Origin of the sequence: Streptomyces sp. NPDC006235, assembly GCF_040613735.1 — a bacterium.
Classification (GTDB): Bacteria; Actinomycetota; Actinomycetes; order Streptomycetales; family Streptomycetaceae; genus Streptomyces.
The window spans coordinates 4,080-25,699 of record NZ_JBEXSR010000063.1 but is presented as its reverse complement, the minus strand read 5'-3'; the positions used below and the strand labels follow the sequence as shown (position 1 = coordinate 25,699).

The window sequence follows — 21,620 nt, the reverse complement described above, 5'->3', positions numbered from 1 at the left end:
TCGACGCCAGGGCAGCGAAGGTCGGCAGCACCCATCCATGGCGCGCAGATTGTCGGACAATCTTGCGGGAAATTACGCCCCAGGCAGGTCCGGGTCAACAGGTGCGGCAGAATCTGTTGCAGATTGTCAGACGACCAAGTGTCGCTGATCTCAGTGTGCGGAGCCCGCTCCCGCGGAGGCACTCAGGATGTCGACGAAGGCGGCCACCGTCGGCCGTTGCGCGGCGAAGGAACGGAACACCACCACGATGTGCCGCTCCATGGTCTCGTGCAGATCGAGCACATCGAGGCGGGACGGCCGCAGTCGCAGCATCAGATCCGTCACCACACTGACCCCGACGCCGGCCTCGACCAGGGCAAGGGTGGCGGCCGTGTCCGTCACCTCGTGCAGGACCTGGGGCTCGAAGCCGGCCCGGCGGCACGCGGTGAGCACCGCGCGGCCGTAGTAGCTGCCGGTGGACGGCATGATCCACCCCTGGTCGCCGGCGTCTGCGAGGGAGATACTCCGCCGCCCCGGCAGGGCACCGACGGGCACCGCGAGCGAGAAGCGCTCCCGGGACAGCTCCCGCACGCGCAGGGACGGATCGCGCGGGATGGGCACGTCCGGGTAGTCGAGGCCCAGCGCCAGATCCACGGTTCCACCCGCGACCGCGTCGTACACCTCGTCCACGTCCATGTCCCGGCTGCGCACGGTGACATCGGGATGCTTCTCGCGTACCTGCCGCAGGGCGGGCGGCAGGATCTCGGCGGCGGCCGTGGCGAACAGCCCAACCCGCAGCGTCCCGGAGATCTCGTTGCGGGTGCGCTCCAGCGCTTCGACGGCCTCGGCCTCGGTGGTGAGGATGCGTTCGGCGTGCAGGGCCAGCGTCGTCCCGGCATCGGTGAGTTCCACGCGGCGGCCCACCCGCCGCAGCAGCTGCATCCCGGTGGCCTTCTCCAGCGCGGCGATCTGCTGCGACACCCCTCCGGGGGTGTAGCCCAGCGCCTCCGCGACCGCGGTGACGGTGCCGCGCCTGGTCAGTTCCACCAGCGAACGCAGCTGCGCACTCGTCCAGTCCATATAGGAACCCTAAAAGATCAGAAGCAATAACCGTTGATAGACGTCAACGGTTGGCTTACTACACGATGAGGCACAGACAGCTGATCGGCATCGCAATGCACTGACAGCCCCTCCGCTCCGCACAGGGGCGGCTCCTGGAAGGGAGTGGCCTGTTGTCCTCCTCCGTCTTCCGTACGGTTCCGCACACCGCCGACGTCGTGATCATCGGTGGCGGTGTGATGGGTGCGAGCGTCGCGTTCCACCTCGCCGAGGCCGGTGTGCGGAACATCGTCGTCATCGAGCGCGGTGAGCTCTGCTGCGGCAGCTCCGGCAAGCCGATCGGTGGTGTGCGCGCCCAGTTCTCCGACCCGCTCAACATCGAACTCGGCAGCCGCAGCCTGCGCGCCTACCAGGACTTCCCCCACCGGCCCGGCACCGATATCCAGCTCGACAACGTCGGCTATCTCTTCCTGCTCGACAGCGAACATCAGGTGGCCGACTTCGAGGCAGGCGTCGAGCTCCAGAACAGCCTGGGCGTGGCCAACCGCATGGTCGGCCCCGACGAAGCGCAGCGCCTGTGTCCCTACATCAGCACCGACGGCCTCCTGGCCGCCGCTTACTCCCCTGCCGACGGACACGCCCGCCCCGCCCTCGTGGTGGAGGGCTATGCGCGGGCCGCTGCCCGGGCCGGCGTCACCATCGTCACCCAGACCGCGGTCGCGGGCATCGACACGGCCGGGGACCGCATCACCGGTGTGCACACCAGCCACGGGCGTATCGCCTGCGGCGCCGTCATCTGTACGGCGGGCGCCTGGTCGGGCCTGATCGGCGAGATGGTCGGCGTCAACCTTCCCATCCGGCCCGTGAGGCGGCAGCTGGCGTTCACCGCGCCGCTCACGCCGCCCGCGCCGCGCATCCCGTTCACCATCGACTTCTCGTCGTCCGCCTATTTCCACAACAGCGACGACGGGCTGCTGTTCGGGCTGGCCGACCCCGACGAGAAGGACGGCTTCGACACCACCTGGACCCCGCAGTGGCTGGAGCTGTTCCGCACCGTCGCCCGTCGCCGCGCCCCGGCCCTGGCCGGCATGAAGACGGTCGGCGGCTGGGCCGGCCTCTACGAGATCACGCCCGACCACAACGCGCTGATCGGCCGCTCCGGCGAGCTGCCCAACTTCCTTTACGCCGCCGGGTTCTCCGGGCACGGCTTCCTGCAAGCACCCGCCGTCGGCGAAGTGCTGCGCGATCTGTACCTGGAGCGCGAGCCGTACACGGACATCTCCCCACTCAGTGCCGACCGGTTCCGCCACGGCGCCGAGATCCGCCCCGAAGCCCACGTGGTCTGAACCCCGACCTCCGACCGAAAGGCCGAACCATGTCGACGATCAGCCAGTGGCAGCTGCGGGCCGCGTTCGCGGCTCGGCTGTCGCAGATGTACGGGCAGGAGGTGCCCGCCTACACCACGCTCGTGGACGTCTCGCGGGAGGTCAACGAGGACGTCCTGCGCGCGCGGGGAGCCGACGCCGAACGTCTGGGGTCCATCAGCCGGGTGACCGCCGAGCGGCACGGCGCCATCCGGGTCGGCACACCGCGGGAACTGGAACAGGTCGCCCGCGTCTTCGCCGCACTCGGCATGTACCCGGTCGGCTTCTACGACCTGCGGGAGGCCGCCGCCAGTGCGGTCCCCGTCGTCTCCACCGCCTTCCGGCCGGTCGACGGCGAGGAACTGGCCCGCAACCCCTTCCGCGTGTTCACCTCCATGCTCACCTCGGCCGACCCCCGCTTCTTCACCCCCGACCTGCGCGCACGCCTGGAGACCTTCCTCGCCGGCCGCGAACTCTTCCCGCCGGAACTGCTCGCCCTGGCCGACCGGGCCGCCGCCGAGCGGGAACTGCCGCAGCAGGAGGCCGACCGGTTCCTGCGGCTCGCCGTGCAGGCCTTCGAACTGTCCGCGGAGCCCGTCGACCGCGCCTGGTACCAGGAGTTGGAGCGGGTCTCCGCCGTCGCCGCCGACATCGGCGGCGTCCGCAGCACCCACATCAACCACCTCACCCCGCGCGTCCTGGACATCGACGATCTGTACCGCCGTATGACGGACCGCGGCATCGAGATGATCGACACCATCCAGGGACCGCCGGCCTGGAAGGGCCCCGACGTCCTGCTGCGGCAGACCTCGTTCCGCGCCCTGGCCGAACCCCGCGCGATGCGCCTCGCGGACGGCAGCGTCGAAAGCGGCGCGCTGCGGGTCCGCTTCGGTGAGGTGGAAGCGCGCGGCATCGCCCTCACCCGCAAGGGCCGCGCCCTCTACGACGACCTCCTCGGCCGCGTCGACCAGGCGTCGAGGAATTCCGCCGAGGACCGCGGCGAGATCGCGCGGGCCGTCTGGGAGCAGCACATGCCGGGCAGCGAGGAGGAACTGGCCGCCCAGGGACTGGCCTACTTCACCTACGTACGCGCGGAAGGCCGGCCCCGCGACGGCGGCGGGCCGCCCGCAGGTCTCACCGAACTGGTGCGGCAGGGCTGGGTGCGCGCCGAGCCGATCGTCTACGAGGACTTCCTGCCCCGCTCCGCCGCCGGCATCTTCCAGTCCAACCTCAGCGGCGAGGGCACCCGCGACAACGACCAGGAAGGCACCGCGTACGACGCGGCCTGGTTGTCCGGCGCCATCGGCCGCGACGTGCTGGACCCCTACGCGCTCTACGCACAGCAGCAGGACCGCTCCCTCGCCCAGGTCGCCCGCGCACTCGACCTCACCCACGCCCTCGGCTGACCCTCACACCCTTCAAGGACCACCATGACCAGCACCGCACTGCCCACCACCGACGACCTGCGTGCCCGCGCCCGCACCGCCCTGCAGAACATCGGAGTCGACGTCATCGAGGGCGCCGGCCTCCATGCCCGCACTCCCATCACCGGCGAGAACCTCTTCGGAGTGAAGGCCGCCACCACGACCGAAGCCGAAGACGCCATCGCGGCCACCCGTACGGCCTTCCTCACCTGGCGCACCACGCCCGCGCCGCGCCGCGGTGAACTCGTGCGCCGCCTCGGTGAGTTGCTGCGGCAGCACAAGAGCGACCTAGCGGACCTGGTCACCATCGAGGCGGGCAAGATCCGCTCCGAGGCGCTCGGTGAGATCCAGGAGATGATCGACATCTGCGAGTTCGCGGTCGGTCTGTCCCGGCAGCTCTACGGCCGTACGATCGCCTCCGAACGCCCCGGCCACCGTCTCGCCGAGACCTGGCACCCCCTCGGCGTGGTCGGTGTCATCTCCGCCTTCAACTTCCCGGCCGCCGTGTGGTCCTGGAACACCGCCGTCGCCCTCGTCTGCGGCGACACCGTGGTCTGGAAGCCCTCCGAGCTGACCCCGCTGATCTCCCTCGCCTGCGACCACCTGCTCGCCCGGGCCGCCGACGAGGTCGGCGCGCCCCGCGACGTGCACCGCCTCCTGCTCGGCGACCGCGCGGTCGGCGAGAAGCTCGTCGACGATCCCCGCGTCGCCCTCGTCAGCGCCACCGGCTCCACCCGCATGGGCCGCGAGGTCGGCCCCCGGGTCGCCGCGCGCTTCGGCCGCAGCCTGCTCGAACTCGGCGGCAACAACGCCGCGATCGTCGCTCCGTCCGCCGATCTGGACCTCGCCGTCCAGGGCATCGTCTTCGCCGCGGCCGGCACGGCGGGGCAGCGCTGCACCACCCTGCGCCGCCTCATCGTCCACCGCGACATCGCCGACACGCTCATCGAGCGGCTGACCTCCGCGTACCGCAAGCTCCCCATCGGCGACCCGTTCGACGACACCACCCTGGTCGGCCCGCTCGTCTCCACCACCGCCCTCGACTCCATGACCGACGCCGTCACCCGCGTCCAGGCCCAGGGCGGCAAGGTCCTGGCCGGCGGCAACCGGCGCCTGACCGAGGCCGCGCCCTCGGCCGCCTACACCGAGCCGGTTCTCGTCCGCGTCGACGAGCAGACCGACGTCGTACGGGAGGAGACCTTCGCGCCGATCCTGTACGTCCTCACCTACGACACCCTCGACGAGGCGATCGCCCTGCACAACGACGTCCCGCAGGGCCTGTCCTCCAGCATCTTCACCCGCGACCAGCAGGAGGCCGAGATCTTCCTGTCCGCGGCCGGCTCGGACTGCGGCATCGCCAACGTCAACATCGGCACTTCCGGGGCCGAGATCGGGGGCGCGTTCGGCGGTGAGAAGGACACCGGCGGCGGCCGTGAGTCCGGCTCCGACGCCTGGAAGGCCTACATGCGCCCGGCCACCAACACCATCAACTACTCCAGCGAGCTGGCTCTCGCCCAGGGGGTCAGCTTCCTCTGATCGAGCCCGGGTGAACGCACCGTTCAGGGGGATGCCGGTGGCGGCATCCCCCTACCCCTCGTCGGCGGTGCGCTGCCGCTCGGCGATCATCTCCAACAGCTCGTCGGCGCTCGCCCGGGTGTGGCGCTCGACTTCGGCCGCGATGGTGTCGGGGTCGCCGCCGAGGATGGCGTCGATGAGGCGTTCGTGGACGTGCAGGGCGCGGTCGGGATCGGAGCGGGTGCTCTCGTCGACCGTGATGGCGAGGTTGATCTGGGCCTCCACAGTGGGCCAGATCCGCTTCAGCATGGCGTTGTCGGAGGCGTCCCAGATGGTGCGGTGCAGGGCGATATGGGCCTGGTGGAGACGTCCGGAGTCCTGCGCCCGGTGTGCTGCCCGGTACTCGTCCCAGACACTCCGCAGCTGCCCCCGGCGGGACCCGTCCGGGTCGTCGGCGAGGGCGCGCGCGGCGAGGGTCTCCAGGGCGACCCGGACTGCGGCGGTGTCGGCGATGAACTTCTCGTCGATGGCGGTGACGATGACGCCGCGGTAGGGCTGCTGTTCGAGGAGCCCTTCGTGGATGAGCTGGTAGATGGCCTCGCGCAGGGTGGGCCGGCTGACGCCCAGTTGCGACGCGATGTGGACCTCGCGCAGTGGCTGCCCGGCCTTGAGCTCGCCGGCCATGATCGCCCGGCGCAGCTCGTCCACCACCGCGTCCCGGCGCGTCTGGGTGCTGACCGGCCTGGGGCCGGCGGCCTGGGCAGCGTGCTCGCTCATAAGTCCTCCGCAGATTGTCAGACTGCATTCTAGAGGGAGGTCAGGCGCGGAGGCCCGCGCCCGGCGGGCGGCTGCCACTGCGGGTTTCAGGCACCGTACTCGGTGACGCGCTCGGCCCTGATGGTGACGACCACCCGGGGTGTCGTAGCGGTCTCCTGCCAGGGCCGGCCCTCGTACTTGTGGGAGAGCTCGTCGATCAGCTCCGGCCCGCCGTCCCGGGTCATGGTGGCCGGACCGCGGACCACAACATAGGCGTACGGATTGCCTTGGTCGGCGATCAGGACACTGGCCCGCGGATCGCGCAGCAGGTTGAGGTGTTTGACGCGGCCCTCGACGGTGGAGAAGGCGATGCCGTCGTCGGTGGCCTTCACCCACACCACGCTCTGCTGGAGCAGACCGTCCTTGCCGATCGTGGCGATCGTCGCGTAGTTCGGTCCGGAGGCCAGATTGCGTGCGAACTCGGTGAGCCGGGACATGTGCGAGAGCCTTTCAGGTGGGGGATGGGGGCGAGGACGCGGACGCAGCCCCGCTCGGACCGGCGCGGCGGAATCCGGTCCGGTGCGGTGAGCGGGGCTGCCGTTCCAGCAGGGTGATCAGAAGCGAACAGCGTCGATGAACGCCTGAAGCCCTGGTGTCTGCGGGTCGTTGAAGGCCTGCTCCGGTGGCACGTCCTCCTTGATCAGGCCGTCCTCGAAGAAGCAGATGCGGTCGGCGGCCTTGGAGGCGAAGGCCATGTCATGAGTGACGATGCCGCAGGCGATGCCGTCCTCCTCTTTGAGCTTGGTCAGCACGCCCAGCACCTCAGCCGCCACGGGCGGGTCGAGCGCGGAGGTGATCTCGTCGCACAGCAGCAGGCGCGGTCGCATCATCAACGCCCGGGCGATGGCGACACGTTGACGCTCACCACCGGACAACTGGGTGCAGCGGCTGCGCAGATGGTGGGCCATGCCCACGTCGGTCAGCGCCTGTTCGGCCCGTTCCAGCAGTTGGGCCTTGGACTCACCGAGAGCCAGGCGGGGAGCGATGGTGAGGTTGTCCAGGACGTTCATATGGGGCCACAGGGTGTAGCTCTGGAAGATCATCCCGACCTGGTTGCGGAGTTCGTTCCACGCCTCCTGGTACTCACCGTCGCGTACGACGGCCTGCCCGGCGAGGTCAATGTCCCCGGCGTCCGGCTCCTCCAGGCCGGCGATCACCCGCAGCAGGGTGCTCTTGCCGGAGCCGCTCTTGCCGATGAGGACGGCGATCTCGCCGCTTCCGATGCGGAAGTCGGCCTCCTTGAGGACAGGGCGGCCGTGGAAGGACTTGCACACCCCGCGGGTGCGTACGAACGCACCGTCGGGCCCTGCATCGGTGTACGCGTCCGTGACCGTGTCCGATGTTGTGTCGAGGGTCGGGCTGGTCTCTGTCATCGTGATCAGACACCTTCCGGCTTGAGCAGGGACTTGAGAGCGGGGTTGGCCAGGGCGGGCGGCCGCTGTCCGGGGCGCAGCCGGGCGAGGGTGCCGCGCAGCCCCGACGCGGGTGGCGGTGCGCCCCGCGAGCCGCTGGTGAGCAGACGCCGCTCGATATAGCTGGTGAATAGGGTGGCCGGGAAGGCGATCGAGAAGTAGATGAGGGCGACCAGGGTGAAGATCTCCATGGGCCGGTAGGTCTGGCTGGCGAGGATGTTGCCCTGGAAGGTCAGGTCCGCCTGGCCGAGTGCGGAGATCAGGGAGGTGTCCTTGAACATGCTCACGTTCAGGGACAGGATGGTGGGGATCTGCTGGCGGAAGACTTGCGGCACGATGATGTGCCGCAGGATCTGCGCCCGGTTCATGCGCAGCATGTGTGCCGCCTCGATCTGCTCGACGGGCACGGACTGCATGCCGGCGCGGTAGGTCTCCGACATGAACGCGGTCAGGTGCGCGGTGAGCGCGATGGTGATCGAGAGTTCACCGGGCAGGTCGACGCCGAGGAGTGCGGGAAGGGCGTAGAACACCCATATCAGCTGGATCAGCAGTGGCGTACAGCGGAACACCTCGATGTAGAGCTGCGCGGGCCAGCGGATGACCTCGATCTTCGACATGCGGGCCACGGCGAGCGGGAAACCGAGGACGGCGCTCGCGACGATCACGATCGTCGAGATCTTCAGGGTCAGCCACAGCCCGTCGAGCAGAGTGGGCAGCGCGGGGCCGATGACGCTCAGATCGAATTCATAGGCGAGGTTCACGGAATTCGTCACGGACTACCTCCGGGAGGACGCGAGACCCGGTCAGGACTTGATCTCGAGGTCGCCCAGGGCGTCCACGTCACGGTATCCGGCCTCCGCGAAGGCCCGGTCGATCTCACCACTGGCCACCGAGTTGTCGACCGCGACGTTGAGGATCTCCATGGAGCGGGTGTCGATGCCGGAGGGAACACCGTAGGCCACGTGGTGCACGAAGATCGCCGGGTCGGGGACGACGATGCCCAGCGACTTATCCTTGGTCGCCATGTCCACGGCGCTGCCCAGGTCGGCGAAGATGCCGATGGCCTTGCCCGCCTTCACGCCCGCGGCCGCGTTCTGGTAGGTGTCCACGCGCAGTTCCTTGGCCTCGGCCTTCTGAAGCGCCGCGTCCAGCGCGGAACCCTGCGTGGTGGCGATGGGCTTGTTCGCGTCGAGGATCTGCTTGCTGCTCGTGTAGTCGCTGTCCCGCTGCACCAGGAACACACCCGGGTAGGACCACGAGCCATGGGTGAAGCGGATCGCGAGGCTGCGCTCGACGGTCTGGTCGAGGTCGGCGGCGACGTCGTACTTGTCGGCCTGGAGCCCGGCGACGATGTTCTGCCAGGTGGTCGCCACCGTCTTGACCTTCACGCCGATGCCGTCCGCGAAGTTCTCCAGGGGAATCAGGTCGGGTCCGCTGCATGTGCCGTCCGACTTGACGACGATGGTGGGCGGGGCGTCGGCGCAGCCGACCCGCAGCACGCCCGCCTTCTTGATCTTGTCGACCCAGGCGGCCTTGCCGGTGTCACCGGAACTGGCGACGGTCTGGGTCGAGCCACCGTCCGAGCCGGCCTTCCCGCCGAAGTAGCCAGCCAGCCAGGCCAGGATGAGAACTCCGACCACGTAGAAGGTGTATCTGCTCTGTTTGGTGAGGGCCATGGCTGGTGCTCCAGTGCTAGGGAGTGGGTGGCGCGACATGCGGCATGGGGGATTTGCGCGATGCGGGATCTGCGGGTTCGTGCTCCGCAGTGAATGAGCGGACTTGGGTGACGCGGTAGCGCCCCCGCGATCGGCGCCGCTTGAGTCAGGACGCTCCCTCAGAGAGCCGTCCGGAGATTGTCTGACAAGCGGCGAGATGCCGGAAGGCTAGGGACGCGCCACCACCGTGTCAATAGCCGAAATCGTGATGTTCCGATACGGCGATCAGCCCGCCCGGCAGCCCGCGACAACGGGCACACATCCGACGGACAGTGACGTTGACCTGCCGTAAGGAACGAACCGAAGCCGCTCCCGCGTCGGGCGACACGACCCGGCACATGCGAACGGGCCGCGAAACACCCGTGCCTCCAGCCGGGTCGCCTGAGTTTTGACTTCCAGGCATTGACCACCCCGGGCTGTCCCGTCTAGCGTCCCCATGAAGCGCCGATTGTTTGACAATCTGCGATCTCGAAAGGGAGGCCGCCCATGAGGTTCAGTCGCGCCTTGAACGTGGTGGACGCGCATGCCGAGGGCGAGTGCGGCAAGGTCGTCGTCGGCGGGGTCGGGCAGGTGCCGGGCGAGAGCCTCTTCGACAAGATGCGCTACTTCGAGGAGCACCACGACCAACTGCGCAGACTGCTGCTCCAGGAGCCGCGCGGAGCGATGTGGCGCAACGCCAACGTCGTCCTGCCCTCCAACAATCCGCAGGCCGACATGGGCTACGTCATCCTGGAGTCGACGGAGTATCCGGTGATGTCCGGCTCCAACACCATGTGCGTGGCCACGGTGCTGCTGGAAACCGGCATGCTCCCCATGACCGAACCGGTCACGCACCTCACGCTCGAGTCTCCGGCCGGCCTGATCCGGGTGGAGTGCGAGTGCGCCGACGGCAAGGTACGGCGGGTGAAGCTGGTCAACCGGCCCGCGTTCGTCTACCACCACTACGCCGACCTGGACGTCGACGGTCTCGGCCGGGTGACCGTCGACATCGCGTACGGCGGGATGACCTTCGTCTTCGTGGATGCCGAGTCACTCGGGTTCAAGCTCGACGTGAGCGAGGAGGCGGCGCTGTGCGAACTCGGACAACGCCTCAAGAAGGCCGCCGTGCACCAGTTGGAGGTGAGCCACCCGGAGAATCCGCTGATCCCCGGCATCACCAACACGGTGTTCACCGGCCCGCTCCACCACGAGCGGGACGAGGACGGCACCGAGATGATTCGCTCCCGGAACGCGACCATCGTCTCCCCCGGCCGGATCGACCGCTCCCCGTGCGGCACGGGCACCTCCGCCCGCCTCGCCGTCCTGCACGCCTACGGCCTGCTGGAACCGGGACAGCTCTTCCGGCACGAGTCGCTCATCGGCAGTTGGTTCGACGCCCGTATCGAGGCCACGACCACGGTGGGGCCGTACGACGCCGTCGTTCCGAGCATCTCCGGGCGTGCCTGGATCACTTCGTTCAACCAGCTGGTCCTCGATCCGACGGACCCGTTCCAGAGCGGTTTCGTGGTGGGACGGCCGTGGGAGCCGGAGGTCTGACCGCCGGACGACGCCAACGCGGCGTCAAGCATTTGACGATCTTCAACCGTGCGCGGTGCAGCGACCCGAGAGGCGCTCGAAGCGCCTTGTAAGGAGGTACACGACGCCATGCGGACCATCGTTGTGGGTGCCGGGGCCGTCGGTCTTGCCGCCGCCTACCGGCTGGCCAAGGCCGGCTGCGAGGTCACCGTTCTCGATGCCCGGCGTGCCGGCTCCGCCGCCTCGCACGGCAACGCGGCCAAGATCGCCCTCGCGGAAAGCGGCCCGGTGCCGGCGCCCGGCGTGATCCTGCAGTCCCTGAAGTGGATGCTGAAGCCGGACAGCCCGCTCTACGTCAAGCCCTCGCTCCACCCCTCCTTCGTGAAGTTCATGCTCACCATGGCGCGGCACTGCACGACGCGGGATTTCCGCGCCGGCCTGGAAACTACCCTGCGTCTCGCCGAGGGCACCATGGACCTCCTCGACGACTGGACCCGCGACGGCATCTCCTTCGAGATGCACAAGGCGGGCGTCCTGCTCGCCTTCGAGACCCGCGAGCGCTACGAGGAGCAGCTCGCCTCCCTCGACATCTTCGAGAGCTTCGGCATGGTCCCCGAACACCTGCACGGCGACGCCGTACAGGCCAGGGAACCGGTGCTGAACAGCCGTATCAAGCACGGCCTGTTCTTCCCGGACGACCGCCAGGTCGAGCCCGACTCCCTCACCCAGGGCCTGCTCAAGCGCTGTACGGAGCTCGGCGTCGACATACACGAGCACACCCCCGTACGTCGCTTCCTGCGCCAGGGTGACGCCGTCACCGGTGTACTCAGCGACAAGGGCGAGTACCACGGCGACACCCTGCTGCTGGCCGGTGGTGTGTGGACCGCGCGTATGGCCGCCCAGCTCGGTGCCCCGCTGCCGATCCGGCCGGGCAAGGGCTACAGCGTCGACTACTCCCCGTCCCCGGTGCCGCTGCGCACGCCCCTCACGCTGGAGGACGCCCGGGTCGCGGTGACCCCGCTGAACGGCTTCCTGCGGCTGGCGGGGACGATGGAGTTCGGCGGTCTGGAGGAGAACATCACCCCCCGGCGCGTCGCCGCGATCAAGCAGGCGGCCGCCGACTCCCTCACCGGCTGGGACAACCCGCCGGGCGAGGCCGCCCCCTGGGCAGGGCTGCGCCCCATGACCCCGGACGGGCTGCCGGTCATCGGCCGCCTCGATCCCCTGCCGAACGTCTACGTCGCCTCGGGCCACGGCATGCTCGGGCTCACCCTCGCCCCGGCCACCGCCGAGATCGTCACCGAGGCCATCACCACGCGCCGCCTTCCGGCCGTCGCCGAGGCCGTCTCACCACGGCGCTTCACCCGGCGGTGACCCGCAAGCCCGGCAGGCCTCCCATGGCCGAAGCCCACACCCGCACCAGCCTCGCCCCACCACCCCCTTTTCCCGCATGCTGACCCCAGGAGTCCCTTCATGAGCGCCCCCCAGTTCACCGGCATCCTCGCCGCCGTCGTCACCCCGCTGACCGCCGACGGCTCGGCCGTCGACGCCGAGGGCGTCAGGCGCCAGGCCGACCACATCATCGGCGGCGGCATCCACGGCCTCGTGCCCGGCGGCAGCACCGGCGAGTTCACCACGCTGAGCCTCGACGAGCGCAAGCAGGTCACCGAGCTGTACGTCGAGGCCGCCGACGGCCGCGTCCCGGTCGTCGCCGGGACGGGCGCGCTCAGCACGGCGGACACCGTGGAGCTGAGCGTGCACGCGGAGAAGGCGGGCGCGGCGGCCGTGATGATCGTGCCGCCGTTCTACGACGCCCCCGGCTTCGACGAACTGCTGGGCTTCTTCGGCACCGTGTCCGACGCCATCGACATCCCGATCATGTACTACAACATCCCGTCGGCGACGGGCGTCAGCCTCGCCCCCGAGGAGCTGGCGAAGCTGGCCCGGGAGACCGGGATCACCTCCTACAAGGACACCGGAGGCGACTTCGCCTGGTTCTCCGCCGTCCAGCAGCAGCACGCGGCGGACATCACCGCCCTCAACGGCTGGGACACCCTCACGTTCGCCGCCCTGGCCACCGGCGCCAAGGCCGGCGTGTGGGGCACCGCCAGCGTGATCCCCCAGCTCTGCGCCGAGCTGTACGACGCCCTCGCCGTCCGCGGCGACCTCAAGGCCGGGCGCGAACTGTGGGCGAAGATCTTCCCGATCTGCCAGTTCCTGGAGTCCCACAACTACGCCTGCGGCATCAAGACCGGCCTCGACCTGGTCGGTGTCAGCGCCGGTCCCACCCGTCGGCCGGTCCTGCCGCTCGCGCCGCAGTACGTCGCCGAGTTCCGCGACCTGCTCCTCGCGGCCGGTGTCGCCGTCACCGAGAACAGCGCGGCCGCGTGATGCCGTCGTACAGCCGCATCCACGCGATCGACGTCCACGCCGAGGGCGAGCCGGGGCGTGTGCTGATCGGCAGCCATCTGCACGTCAAGGGCGCCACGATGGCCGAGCGACTCCAGTACTGCGAGAAGCATCTGGACGATCTGCGCCGGCTCCTGCTCCGGGAGCCGCGCGGCTACCCCGCCCTGTGCGGCATCCTGGTGCTGCCCCCGGCCGACCCCACCGCCGACTTCGGCCTGGTGGTGCTGGAGCAGGGCGGCTTCCGCCCCATGTCCGGCTCCAACCTGATCTGCGCGGTCACCGCGCTGGTGGAGACGGGCGCGGTGGCGGTGAGCGAACCGGTCACCGACCTGACCGTGGACACCGCGGTCGGGCTGGTCAGAGTCCGGGTGGACGTGTCCGGGGGCAAGGCCACCCGGGTCACCTTCGCCAACGTCCCCGCCTTCGCCGTGGCCCTCGACCACGTGCTGGACCTGCCCGAGTACGGGCGGGTGCCGGTCGACATCGTCTTCGGCGGGCAGTTCTACGTCCAGGCACGGGCCGAGGACCTCGGCGTCACCCTGGAGCGGGGCGCCGCCAAGCAACTCGTGCGCGTCGGCGCGGTGTTGCGCACAGCGGCCCAGCAGCAGTTCCCGGTGAGCCACCCGCTGAACCCCGGGATCAACGAGATCGCCCTGGTGATGATCCACGGCGCGTCACCCACGCCCGGCGTCACCGGCCGCAACACGGTCGTTTTGCCCAACGGCGAGGTCGACCTGGCCAACCCGGCGACCTGGACCGGCTCGCTGGACCGCTCCCCGTGCGGCACCGGCACCTGCGGCCGCATGGCCGCCCTGCACGCCCGCGGCGAACTCCCCCTGAACACCCCGTTCGTCCACGAGTCGATCATCGGGACGACCTTCACCGGCACGCTGCTCGACACCACCCGGGTCGGGCCGTACGCGGCGGTGACGCCGACGATCAGCGGACGCGGCTGGATCACCGGATTCAACCAGTACGTCCTGGACGACACCGACCCCTTCCCGTACGGCTACACCCTCGGCGACCTATGGGGCGCCACCGAACAGGAGCGCTGATGGAGATCACCGGAACCCAGTTCATCGCGGGCAAGCGCCGCCCCGGCACGTCCGGCGAGGAGTTCTCGGTGACCAACCCGGCCACCGGCGAGGTCCTGGCCACCGACACCCTGGCCGGTCCCGAGGATGTCGCTGAGGCGGTCGCCGCCGCCCGCGCCGCCTTCGCCGAGTGGTCGCGCACCACCCCCGCCGAACGCTCCGAAGCCCTGCTGCGCTGGGCCGACCGACTCCAGGCCCGCGAAGCGGAGTTCGCCCGCACCGAGAGCCTCAACTGCGGCAAGCCGATCAAGCTGACGACCGGCTTCGACGTCCCCGGCACCATCGACAACGTCCGCTTCTTCGCCGCTGCGGCCCGCAACCTGGAGGGCCGCGCCTCGGGCGAGTACTCCGGCGACCACACCTCGACGATCCGCCGCGAACCCGTCGGCGTCGTCGGCTCCATCGCCCCCTGGAACTACCCGCTTCAGATGGCCGCCTGGAAGATCCTCCCCGCGGTCGCCGCCGGCAACACGATCGTCCTCAAGCCGTCCGAACTCACCCCGCTGACGTCGGTGATGTTCGCCGAGGCGGCTCAGGAGGCCGGTGTCCCGGATGGTGTCATCAACATCGTCACCGGCACCGGACCCGTCGCCGGACAGGCCCTGGTCACCCACCCCGACGTCGCCATGGTCTCCTTCACCGGCTCCACGGCGGTCGGCCGCCAGGTCGCCGCACAGGCCGCCGGTACGGTCAAGCGCGTCCACCTCGAACTCGGCGGCAAGGCACCCTTCGTCGTCTTCGACGACGCCGACCTGGAAGCCGCCGCCCGCGGCGCCGTGGCCGGCGCCCTCATCAACGCCGGCCAGGACTGCACGGCCGCCACGCGCGCCTACGTCCAACGCCCCCTGTACGAACGGTTCGTGGCCCGCGTCGCCGAGCTGATGGACGGCGTACGCCTGGGTCCGGTGGACGACCCGGCCACGGACATGGGCTCCCTGATCTCGTTCCGCCAGCGCGACAAGGTCGCCGCCATGGTCGAGGACGCCCGCCGCGCCGGAGCCACCGTCGTACGCGGCGGGAAGCTCCCCGACGGACCGCTCGGCCGGGCCGCCTACTACGAACCCACCCTCATCACCGACGCGGCCCAGGACTCCGCGATCGTCCAGCAGGAGATCTTCGGCCCGGTCCTCGTCTGCCTGCCCTTCGACAGCGATGACGACGCGCTCCGGCTCGCCAACGACACCCCCTACGGGCTCGCCGCCTCCGCCTGGACCACCAACGTCTACCGCGCCGGACGCGCCACCCGTGAGATCCAGGCCGGCTGCGTCTGGATCAACGACCACATCCCGATCATCAGCGAGATGCCGCACGGCGGTTACAAGGCATCCGGATTCGGCAAGGACATGTCGGCTTACTCGTTCGACGAGTACACCAACGTCAAGCACGTCATGGCAGACATCACCGGCGCCGCGCACAAGGGATGGCACGACGTGATCTTCACCAGTCGCTGAGCCGCCCAGAAAGAGCATCATGATCAGCTCGACCATTGCTGCTCCCGACGCTCCGGCTTCGCGGAGAAGGTCAGTGTCGCCACCCTGGCAGGGGCGGTATCGGAAATCCGTCTTCGCGCGCCGTCTGGCACGCGAAGGGGCCGCCGTCGTGATCTGCGCCGCGGTGGGCAAGGTCGCCGGGGAGATCGCGGGAGAGGGTGGAACGGCCGAGGCCCACCAGTTCGACCTTGCCGACACGAGCGCGTGTGTCCAGGCCGTCGACGACATGGTCGCCCGCCACGGGCGGTCGAAGATCGCAATGGGTTGAGCGGCGATGACAAGACGCAACGCCGGCGGTCGCCCTCAGTGCGGCCGAGGATCGCAACCACGCTCACATCACGCCTGGGGCGTGAGCTCAATACGTTTGCGGTTACCCTCGGGGGCTTCCTCGGCCTGGACGCCGGCAAGGGCGAACACCCCGCCATCGCCGTCACCCCGGCCGACCTCTACCCGGGCGAGGCCAAGACGGACGCGAAGGACGCGTTCATCATCGCGGACGCGGCCCGAGCAATGCCCTACACGCTGCGGGCCATCGACGGCGAGGTCGAGACGATCGCCGAGCCGGAGATGGTCGTCGGCTTCAGCGACGGCCTGGCCGGCGAGGCCACCGGGGTCGGCAACCGGCCGCCCGGCCTGCTGACCCAGATCCCCCTCGCTGGAACGGGCGCTGGGGCCGCGGTTGCAGCACCCGGCCGTCCTCATGCTGCTGGAACGCTTCGGGTCACCGGCCCGTGCCCTGGCAAGGCCGGCCGCTGGCGGCTGGTCACGCTGCTGCGGCCCAAGGCGCCGAGGATGGCCGAGCGGCTGGTCGAGGAGATGTTCGCCGCCCTGGACGAGCAGACCGTGACGGCCCGGGGACCGAGGCAGCCAGGTTGATCGTCCCAAGCCTGACTGCATCCCTGACTGCCGTGCTCGGCCAGCGCAAGCTGCCGGCCGGACGGATCGAGGAACTCCTGGCGGCCCACCCTCTCATGCAGTTCGGAGCAGACGACTTGGATCCTTCTGACCGCTGAGGTCCTCCTAAAAACTTGCGCCGTCTCCGTCGCGATGACTCCGAACCCTCTTCGGCACGGTGATGCCTATTGAAAGACTGGCAGCGCCCGGCGTCCTCCAACCGCCATGAAACTCGTGGGCTCAGGGCGAATGTTGAAGCTCGTGGTGCGAGCCCGCCGCATGGTGACCTCCCGTTCGCCGCCGCCCCCATTCCGGCGCGCCGCGGCACCCAGCGCAGCCGAACCAGGTGAAACGGCAGAGCTGGGGGCGGACGGGGTGCCGGTGGCGGCGTGCAGGACGTGCCCCGCCCTTGGCGCCTGAAGTCGAGCTTGCGCGTCCGCCGTCTCCGGCGTCACCGACCCGTGCGGTGGATTCGCTCGTCTCCGGGCGGCCGAGGGCCACCGGTCATCGGTCGTAGGCGAGGCGGGCCATCCGGGGCGCCGGGCCGAAGGCTCCGGCGTGGAATTCGGTGAACGCCTTCGTGATCTCCACCTTGGTGTTCATCACGAACGGCCCACCGACGGCGACCGGTTCGCGCAACGGGGTACCGCTGTAGACCATCACTCGGGCGCGCTTCTCGGGGTCCACGGCCGCCAGATGCAGCGTCGTGGTCGTCGTACCGCCGGCTTCCGCGGTGACGGGGTCGGACCAGCCGGTCTGTCCGGCGCGCAGTTCCCGGCCGGCGACCAGCAGGCGTCCGTCCATGACGTGCGCGAACAGGCGGTGCTCAGCGGGGACTTGGAGTACGTAGGAGGAGCCGGGATCGAAGGTGGCGACGACGCCCTGGACGGGGTGATGGGTCTGGGCCGCGCCCTTGACGCCGTCGACGGTACCCGCGTGGACGTCGACGGTGAGGCCGGGGGCGTGCACGCGGGGCATGGCGGCGCGGGTGAGGTCCTGGTAGCGCGACGGTGTCAGCTTCTTCTCGGCGGGCAGGTTGAGCCACATCTGCAGCACGTGCGCGTGTTCGTTGCGGTAGGCGAGTTCGCGGTGGATAATGCCGTGCCCGGCGGTCATCCACTGCACCTCACCCGGTTCCAGGGCCCCGGCGTGACCGAGGTTGTCGCCGTGTTCGAGGACGCCATCGACGACGGTGGTGACGGTCTCCAGGCCGCGGTGGGGGTGCCATTCGAAACCGGGGGTGGAGAACCAGTCCTCGACGAGGGCGAGGAAGGGGTCGGTCAGGGCCGGGTCGGTCGGCACGAAGACGAGCGCCTTGTCGTCGACCTGCGCGTCGGGGCCCAGCTGCTGCTTGGCGGTGATGCGGGTCAGCGTCCGCGGACCCGTCAACTGTGCGGTCACAATCACTCCTTCAAAAGTTGGCAGGGGGTCAGGCGACACGCACGGCGATCTTGCCGCGCGTGTGGTGAGCGGTCAGTGCCTCGAGCGCCTTGGGCGCGTCCGCCAGGTCGTAGCTCTCCTGGATCGGAATCGTGATGGTGCCGTCCACGAGGTGGCGCGCCACACGCTGGAGGATCTCGGTGCACGGGCCGTGCGTGACGTTGGTGCGCCCGGGGCCATAGCCGGCCGCGTCGGCAGGGGAGGCGATCCGGCCTCCGTCGCGGACGACGTCCGCGAACGGGGTGATCTCGTAGGCGGTCACCGCGTCGAGCAGCGCGTCCACCCCGCCGGGGTGCTGTTTGCGTACGGCTGCGATGACGCCGTCTCCCCGGGGGAGGACCTCGCTCACGCCGAGGCCGCTCAGGTACTCCTCGTCCTCGGGCAGCCCCGGCGCGAGGACGGTCGCACCGGCCGCGCGGGCGAGTTGTACCGCGATGCCGCCGACACCGCCGGTCGCGCCGACCACCAGGACGGTGTCGCCGGGCGCCAGGTCAAGTGCGTCGATCGTCATGACCGCGGTCGTGGCCGCCAGAGCGGCGACCCCGGCGGTGGCAGTGTCGACGGCCGAGGGCCTGCGGATGAGCGTGTGCTCGCCGGTCGCGATGAACTCGGCCCAGGCACCGTCGTGGACCGAGGCGCCCATCGGAACCGTCCCGAAGACCTCGTCGCCTACCTCGACGGTACGGACGTCTTCGCCCACCGCCTCCACGATTCCGGCGAAGTCGCGCCCCAGGGTGATCAGCGGACTGCCCGGTGCCGTCTCCGCGAATATCCCCTGGGTGACGTCCACGTCGAGCCAGTTCACCGACGACGCCCGCACGCGGACCATCACCTGCCTGGTCCCCGTCACCGGCTCAGGAACGTCGTCGCGCACCACGGGCGGAGTGCCGAACTCACTCACAGTGACGGCTCTCATGGCTGCTCCTCATGGCTCCGGGCCGGACGGGCGATGTTGTTCCATGACGCATCATGCAATTTACATGACTCATCATTTATTCCGCTAGGCTGTCCTCATGACCGAGTGGCTGACCACCGAGGAACAGCAGGCATGGCGCGGGCTGGTCAACCTGACCGCGCATCTCCAGTCCATCCTGGGCCGACAGCTCCAGGACGAGCACGGAATCTCCCTCGCCGACTACGAAGTACTCGGCCGCCTCCACGACGCCCCCGACCGCCGACTGCGCGCACGCGACCTCGGCGCCTCCCTCGCCTGGGAACAGAGCCGCCTGTCCCACCAGCTCGCCCGGATGCAGCGGCGTGGCCTGGTCGAACGGGAGGAGTGCGAGACCGACCGGCGTGGCGCCACCTTCCGCCTCACCCCCACAGGCCTGACCGCCATCACGCAGGCCGCGCCCAGCCATGTGGAAGCGGTGCGCAGACTCGTCTTCGACGCCCTCTCGCAGGAGCAGGTGGCCCAACTGGCCGATCTGACCGGCGGCCTCCTCGTCCACCTGGACGGCAGTCTTCGACCGGGCCGGGCGACCTCTTCCCCACCCGGCTGAGCCGACATCACCGAGCGCACCACCCCGTGCCGCCGCGAGCCACCGGGCGGCGGGGAGAACGATGCCGCTCAGGACGCGGCAGACGCGGCAGGGGCCTCTCCGGTCAGCTCCGCTCCCCGGCGCCGATGCCACCGAGCAGCGTGCCGTAGAAGTAGCGCGCGACGTCGGCTGCGTCGCGTTTTCCACCGGGCCGGAACCACTGGTAGGTCCAGTTGCACATGCCGAGGACCGCCAGGGCGGTCAGACGGGGATCGGCGACGCGGAATTCACCCTCGGCGGCGCCGCGTTCGAGGACGTCGACGAGCATCTGCAAATAGCGGTCGCGCTTGCCGGAGATCTCGTCGCGGACTTCCTCCGGCAACTCGCGGAAGTGCTCGAAGAACACCCGCAGATGTTGCCGGCCGGGCGCAGCCTGGCCGGTAGTGCCTACATTTGCGGGAGGCCCGGTGTTTTCTGAGCGTACGAGCGTCGGATCCTGGCCGCGCTGAGCCACGCCACCGCCGACTTCCGGCACCCCGCGGACGGCCGACTGTGCGCTTGGGACGTCCGACACCTCCCGGTGCTCCGGCCCTTGCTCGAAGACGTCACCGACCCGGCGCGCAGACAGGCCCTGACCGCCGGCCTCGCCCGCTTCATGGACGTCGTCGCACCCCGACTGCCGCTGCTGCGCAGCCAGGTGCTGCACACCGACTTCAGCAAGTCCAACATCCTGGTCGACCACGACGACCCCGGATTCGTCACGGGAATCATCGACTTCGGAGACGCCGTACACACCGCGATCGCGGTGGACGTGTAAAACGCTCACGAACGCCGCCGGGAGGGCGTGACGGACCAAGGCCTGCTGGTGGCCCGGACTCGCGCCCGCGACGGTACAACGCGCCGTCCCTGACGCGAGCCCTCGGCCGCTGTCCCGTCCTTGCGGAATGCGTCGTACTGAGCCATTGATGACTTGCGGAACGGCGACGGACTGAGGCCCACGACGCCGAACTTGAGGCCGCCGAACGCGTTCGTGGGGTGGACGCCGCTGTGGAAGTTGATCCACACCGTGCCGGACTGGATGCGCGACGGGGATGGGGTCGGTCTTACCGCTGTAGGTGCCGACGTTGCAGGTGACTGTCGTGGGCCGGAAGAGCTACTCCTAGAAGCAGAGCGGTAGCCATCGCGTCGACCGCTGCGATTCGGCGGATCGGTTTGCTTCGGTGCGTCAGCAAGATGACGGCGCCTCTGGAGCGGGCGTAATCGAAAGCCATGCCGCGTAGCAGGTCGCGCATCCGGTTGACAGCCGGACGCGGTCCGCGATCAGAACAGCAGCACACCGCTCTGCCGGGTGAGGCCCGCGCCACAGCTCTCCTGGGAGAACTGGCGCACCAGCTGCTCGTACTCGACGAGCGGATCATGGCCAACGACAAGGAGATCCGGGACTTGTTCCGCCCGGACGACCGCGCGGAGATCATCGAGTCGCTCCCAGGCATGGGACCCATACGTCGGCGCCGAGTTCGTCGCCATCACCGGGGACCTGTCGTCCTACCGTGACGCCGGCCGTCCGAGACAGGCAGCCGACTCCTGCCTCCAAGATCCGGACCCTACGCGGGCCACCTCCGCGTCCTCTCCCACTCATCCGTTGTTTCTGCTGGTCAACGACGCGCCATGCCTGTACCACCAGCAGACGAAGAACGTTCTTGTTTCATATAGTCCAAAGAAACTTGGGTTCTTCTAGAGACTGAAGTCGGTTGCCTGGAGGCATCGTTGCGCTCCAGGCAACCCGCCACGATAGCTACCCAATGTAATGCGTTGGGTTCTTCTCGTTAATCTCTGGCATCCGGTGGAGTTCCACACGGACCAGTCGCGGACCAATGGCGCCGGAGAACATTACCCCGCGGGTCGCCCGCTCATGAGCGGGCCCAGCTCCGAGATGTTCGGTGCCTCCCCGCCGCCTCAGCACGAGGGCACCCCCTTCCACCCCCGTTCCCCGTACGGGGTCGCCAAGGTGTA

At 69.4% G+C, this 21,620-nt stretch carries 20 protein-coding genes and 3 pseudogenes; 14 read left to right on the top strand and 9 right to left on the bottom strand.

Annotated features, from left to right (window positions below):
- Nucleotides 1–150 precede the first annotated feature (150 nt).
- A complete protein-coding gene (locus ABZ192_RS40215) occupies nt 151–1,059 on the bottom strand; it encodes a LysR substrate-binding domain-containing protein (protein ID WP_356929416.1) in 909 nt (302 codons plus the stop codon).
- A gap of 152 nt (nt 1,060–1,211) precedes the next feature.
- Between ABZ192_RS40215 and ABZ192_RS40210 the strand changes: the two genes are divergently transcribed.
- From ABZ192_RS40210 to ABZ192_RS40200, 3 genes are read left to right on the top strand one after another with little or no spacing between them, the layout of a single operon-like run.
- On the top strand, nt 1,212–2,384 hold the full coding sequence (locus ABZ192_RS40210; RefSeq protein ID WP_356929415.1) for an FAD-binding oxidoreductase: 1,173 nt from the start codon (nt 1,212–1,214) through the stop codon (nt 2,382–2,384).
- 29 nt (nt 2,385–2,413) lie between these two features.
- Nucleotides 2,414–3,808: a VOC family protein gene (locus ABZ192_RS40205; RefSeq protein ID WP_356929414.1), complete on the top strand. Its 1,395-nt coding sequence runs from the start codon at nt 2,414–2,416 to the stop codon at nt 3,806–3,808.
- A 24-nt stretch (nt 3,809–3,832) separates the two neighbouring features.
- Nucleotides 3,833–5,362: an aldehyde dehydrogenase family protein gene (locus tag ABZ192_RS40200; RefSeq protein ID WP_356929413.1), complete on the top strand. Its 1,530-nt coding sequence runs from the start codon at nt 3,833–3,835 to the stop codon at nt 5,360–5,362.
- Between the two features lie 51 nt (nt 5,363–5,413).
- On the opposite strand, the gene ABZ192_RS40195 is transcribed toward ABZ192_RS40200, so the two are convergent.
- From ABZ192_RS40195 to ABZ192_RS40175, 5 genes are all read right to left on the bottom strand, one after another.
- A complete protein-coding gene (locus ABZ192_RS40195) occupies nt 5,414–6,118 on the bottom strand; it encodes a GntR family transcriptional regulator (protein WP_356929412.1) in 705 nt (234 codons plus the stop codon).
- An 86-nt stretch (nt 6,119–6,204) separates the two neighbouring features.
- On the bottom strand, nt 6,205–6,594 hold the full coding sequence (locus ABZ192_RS40190; RefSeq protein WP_356929411.1) for a PPOX class F420-dependent oxidoreductase: 390 nt from the start codon (nt 6,592–6,594) through the stop codon (nt 6,205–6,207).
- A 117-nt stretch (nt 6,595–6,711) separates the two neighbouring features.
- On the bottom strand, nt 6,712–7,530 hold the full coding sequence (locus tag ABZ192_RS40185) for an amino acid ABC transporter ATP-binding protein (protein WP_356929410.1): 819 nt from the start codon (nt 7,528–7,530) through the stop codon (nt 6,712–6,714).
- A gap of 5 nt (nt 7,531–7,535) precedes the next feature.
- Nucleotides 7,536–8,342, bottom strand: coding sequence for an amino acid ABC transporter permease (locus ABZ192_RS40180; protein ID WP_356929409.1), 807 nt, complete (start codon nt 8,340–8,342; stop codon nt 7,536–7,538).
- Nucleotides 8,343–8,372: 30 nt separating this feature from the next.
- Nucleotides 8,373–9,245: a transporter substrate-binding domain-containing protein gene (locus ABZ192_RS40175; protein ID WP_356929408.1), complete on the bottom strand. Its 873-nt coding sequence runs from the start codon at nt 9,243–9,245 to the stop codon at nt 8,373–8,375.
- A 525-nt stretch (nt 9,246–9,770) separates the two neighbouring features.
- On the opposite strand from ABZ192_RS40175, the gene ABZ192_RS40170 reads away from it, so the two are divergent.
- From ABZ192_RS40170 to ABZ192_RS40140, 7 genes and pseudogenes are all read left to right on the top strand, one after another.
- Nucleotides 9,771–10,820 (top strand): proline racemase family protein, encoded by a 1,050-nt coding sequence (locus ABZ192_RS40170; protein WP_356929407.1) that lies wholly within the window; start codon nt 9,771–9,773, stop codon nt 10,818–10,820.
- 108 nt (nt 10,821–10,928) lie between these two features.
- On the top strand, nt 10,929–12,173 hold the full coding sequence (locus ABZ192_RS40165) for an FAD-dependent oxidoreductase (protein WP_356929406.1): 1,245 nt from the start codon (nt 10,929–10,931) through the stop codon (nt 12,171–12,173).
- 99 nt (nt 12,174–12,272) lie between these two features.
- The gene (locus ABZ192_RS40160; RefSeq protein ID WP_356929405.1) at nt 12,273–13,190 is read left to right on the top strand and encodes a dihydrodipicolinate synthase family protein; all 918 of its coding nucleotides are present in this window, start codon (nt 12,273–12,275) and stop codon (nt 13,188–13,190) included.
- Nucleotides 13,190–14,263 (top strand): proline racemase family protein, encoded by a 1,074-nt coding sequence (locus tag ABZ192_RS40155; RefSeq protein WP_356929404.1) that lies wholly within the window; start codon nt 13,190–13,192, stop codon nt 14,261–14,263. Before ABZ192_RS40160 ends, ABZ192_RS40155 begins: the two co-directional genes overlap by 1 nt.
- Entirely contained in the window at nt 14,263–15,753 is a 1,491-nt protein-coding gene (locus ABZ192_RS40150; protein ID WP_356929403.1) for a gamma-aminobutyraldehyde dehydrogenase, read from the top strand. Before ABZ192_RS40155 ends, ABZ192_RS40150 begins: the two co-directional genes overlap by 1 nt.
- Before the next feature lie 19 nt (nt 15,754–15,772).
- Entirely contained in the window at nt 15,773–16,060 is a 288-nt protein-coding gene (locus ABZ192_RS40145; RefSeq protein ID WP_356929402.1) for a hypothetical protein, read from the top strand.
- A gap of 125 nt (nt 16,061–16,185) precedes the next feature.
- Nucleotides 16,186–16,763 (top strand): annotated as a pseudogene (locus ABZ192_RS40140) (transposase); the annotation flags it as partial.
- A gap of 427 nt (nt 16,764–17,190) precedes the next feature.
- Here ABZ192_RS40140 and ABZ192_RS40135 read toward each other — a convergent pair.
- A complete protein-coding gene (locus ABZ192_RS40135) occupies nt 17,191–18,087 on the bottom strand; it encodes a pirin family protein (protein WP_356929401.1) in 897 nt (298 codons plus the stop codon).
- A gap of 28 nt (nt 18,088–18,115) precedes the next feature.
- Nucleotides 18,116–19,042 carry an NADP-dependent oxidoreductase gene (locus ABZ192_RS40130; protein ID WP_356929400.1) on the bottom strand — a complete coding sequence of 309 codons (927 nt, stop codon included), beginning with the start codon at nt 19,040–19,042 and terminating at the stop codon, nt 18,116–18,118.
- 97 nt (nt 19,043–19,139) lie between these two features.
- On the opposite strand from ABZ192_RS40130, the gene ABZ192_RS40125 reads away from it, so the two are divergent.
- Nucleotides 19,140–19,628 carry a MarR family winged helix-turn-helix transcriptional regulator gene (locus ABZ192_RS40125; protein WP_356929399.1) on the top strand — a complete coding sequence of 163 codons (489 nt, stop codon included), beginning with the start codon at nt 19,140–19,142 and terminating at the stop codon, nt 19,626–19,628.
- Nucleotides 19,629–19,731: 103 nt separating this feature from the next.
- Here ABZ192_RS40125 and ABZ192_RS40120 read toward each other — a convergent pair whose 3' ends face one another.
- Nucleotides 19,732–20,121, bottom strand: coding sequence for a TetR/AcrR family transcriptional regulator C-terminal domain-containing protein (locus tag ABZ192_RS40120; protein WP_356929423.1), 390 nt, complete (start codon nt 20,119–20,121; stop codon nt 19,732–19,734).
- On the opposite strand from ABZ192_RS40120, the gene ABZ192_RS40115 reads away from it, so the two are divergent.
- The 3 genes and pseudogenes from ABZ192_RS40115 to ABZ192_RS40105 form a co-directional block, all read left to right on the top strand.
- Entirely contained in the window at nt 20,101–20,424 is a 324-nt protein-coding gene (locus tag ABZ192_RS40115) for a phosphotransferase (protein WP_356929422.1), read from the top strand. The genes ABZ192_RS40120 and ABZ192_RS40115 overlap by 21 nt on opposite strands.
- Before the next feature lie 524 nt (nt 20,425–20,948).
- Nucleotides 20,949–21,171 (top strand): annotated as a pseudogene (locus tag ABZ192_RS40110) (transposase); the annotation flags it as partial.
- A gap of 360 nt (nt 21,172–21,531) precedes the next feature.
- A pseudogene (locus tag ABZ192_RS40105) lies at nt 21,532–21,620 on the top strand (GDP-mannose 4,6-dehydratase); the annotation flags it as partial.

Coding starts and splice junctions, on each gene's coding strand:
- ABZ192_RS40170 (WP_356929407.1), top strand. CDS start 9,771: ATGAGGTTCAGTCGCGCCTTGAACGTGGTGGACGCGCATGCCGAGGGC.
- ABZ192_RS40195 (WP_356929412.1), bottom strand. CDS start 6,118: ATGAGCGAGCACGCTGCCCAGGCCGCCGGCCCCAGGCCGGTCAGCACC.
- ABZ192_RS40150 (WP_356929403.1), top strand. CDS start 14,263: ATGGAGATCACCGGAACCCAGTTCATCGCGGGCAAGCGCCGCCCCGGC.
- ABZ192_RS40160 (WP_356929405.1), top strand. CDS start 12,273: ATGAGCGCCCCCCAGTTCACCGGCATCCTCGCCGCCGTCGTCACCCCG.
- ABZ192_RS40165 (WP_356929406.1), top strand. CDS start 10,929: ATGCGGACCATCGTTGTGGGTGCCGGGGCCGTCGGTCTTGCCGCCGCC.
- ABZ192_RS40130 (WP_356929400.1), bottom strand. CDS start 19,042: ATGAGAGCCGTCACTGTGAGTGAGTTCGGCACTCCGCCCGTGGTGCGC.
- ABZ192_RS40215 (WP_356929416.1), bottom strand. CDS start 1,059: ATGGACTGGACGAGTGCGCAGCTGCGTTCGCTGGTGGAACTGACCAGG.
- ABZ192_RS40175 (WP_356929408.1), bottom strand. CDS start 9,245: ATGGCCCTCACCAAACAGAGCAGATACACCTTCTACGTGGTCGGAGTT.
- ABZ192_RS40185 (WP_356929410.1), bottom strand. CDS start 7,530: ATGACAGAGACCAGCCCGACCCTCGACACAACATCGGACACGGTCACG.
- ABZ192_RS40125 (WP_356929399.1), top strand. CDS start 19,140: ATGACCGAGTGGCTGACCACCGAGGAACAGCAGGCATGGCGCGGGCTG.
- ABZ192_RS40155 (WP_356929404.1), top strand. CDS start 13,190: ATGCCGTCGTACAGCCGCATCCACGCGATCGACGTCCACGCCGAGGGC.
- ABZ192_RS40145 (WP_356929402.1), top strand. CDS start 15,773: ATGATCAGCTCGACCATTGCTGCTCCCGACGCTCCGGCTTCGCGGAGA.
- ABZ192_RS40190 (WP_356929411.1), bottom strand. CDS start 6,594: ATGTCCCGGCTCACCGAGTTCGCACGCAATCTGGCCTCCGGACCGAAC.
- ABZ192_RS40205 (WP_356929414.1), top strand. CDS start 2,414: ATGTCGACGATCAGCCAGTGGCAGCTGCGGGCCGCGTTCGCGGCTCGG.
- ABZ192_RS40200 (WP_356929413.1), top strand. CDS start 3,833: ATGACCAGCACCGCACTGCCCACCACCGACGACCTGCGTGCCCGCGCC.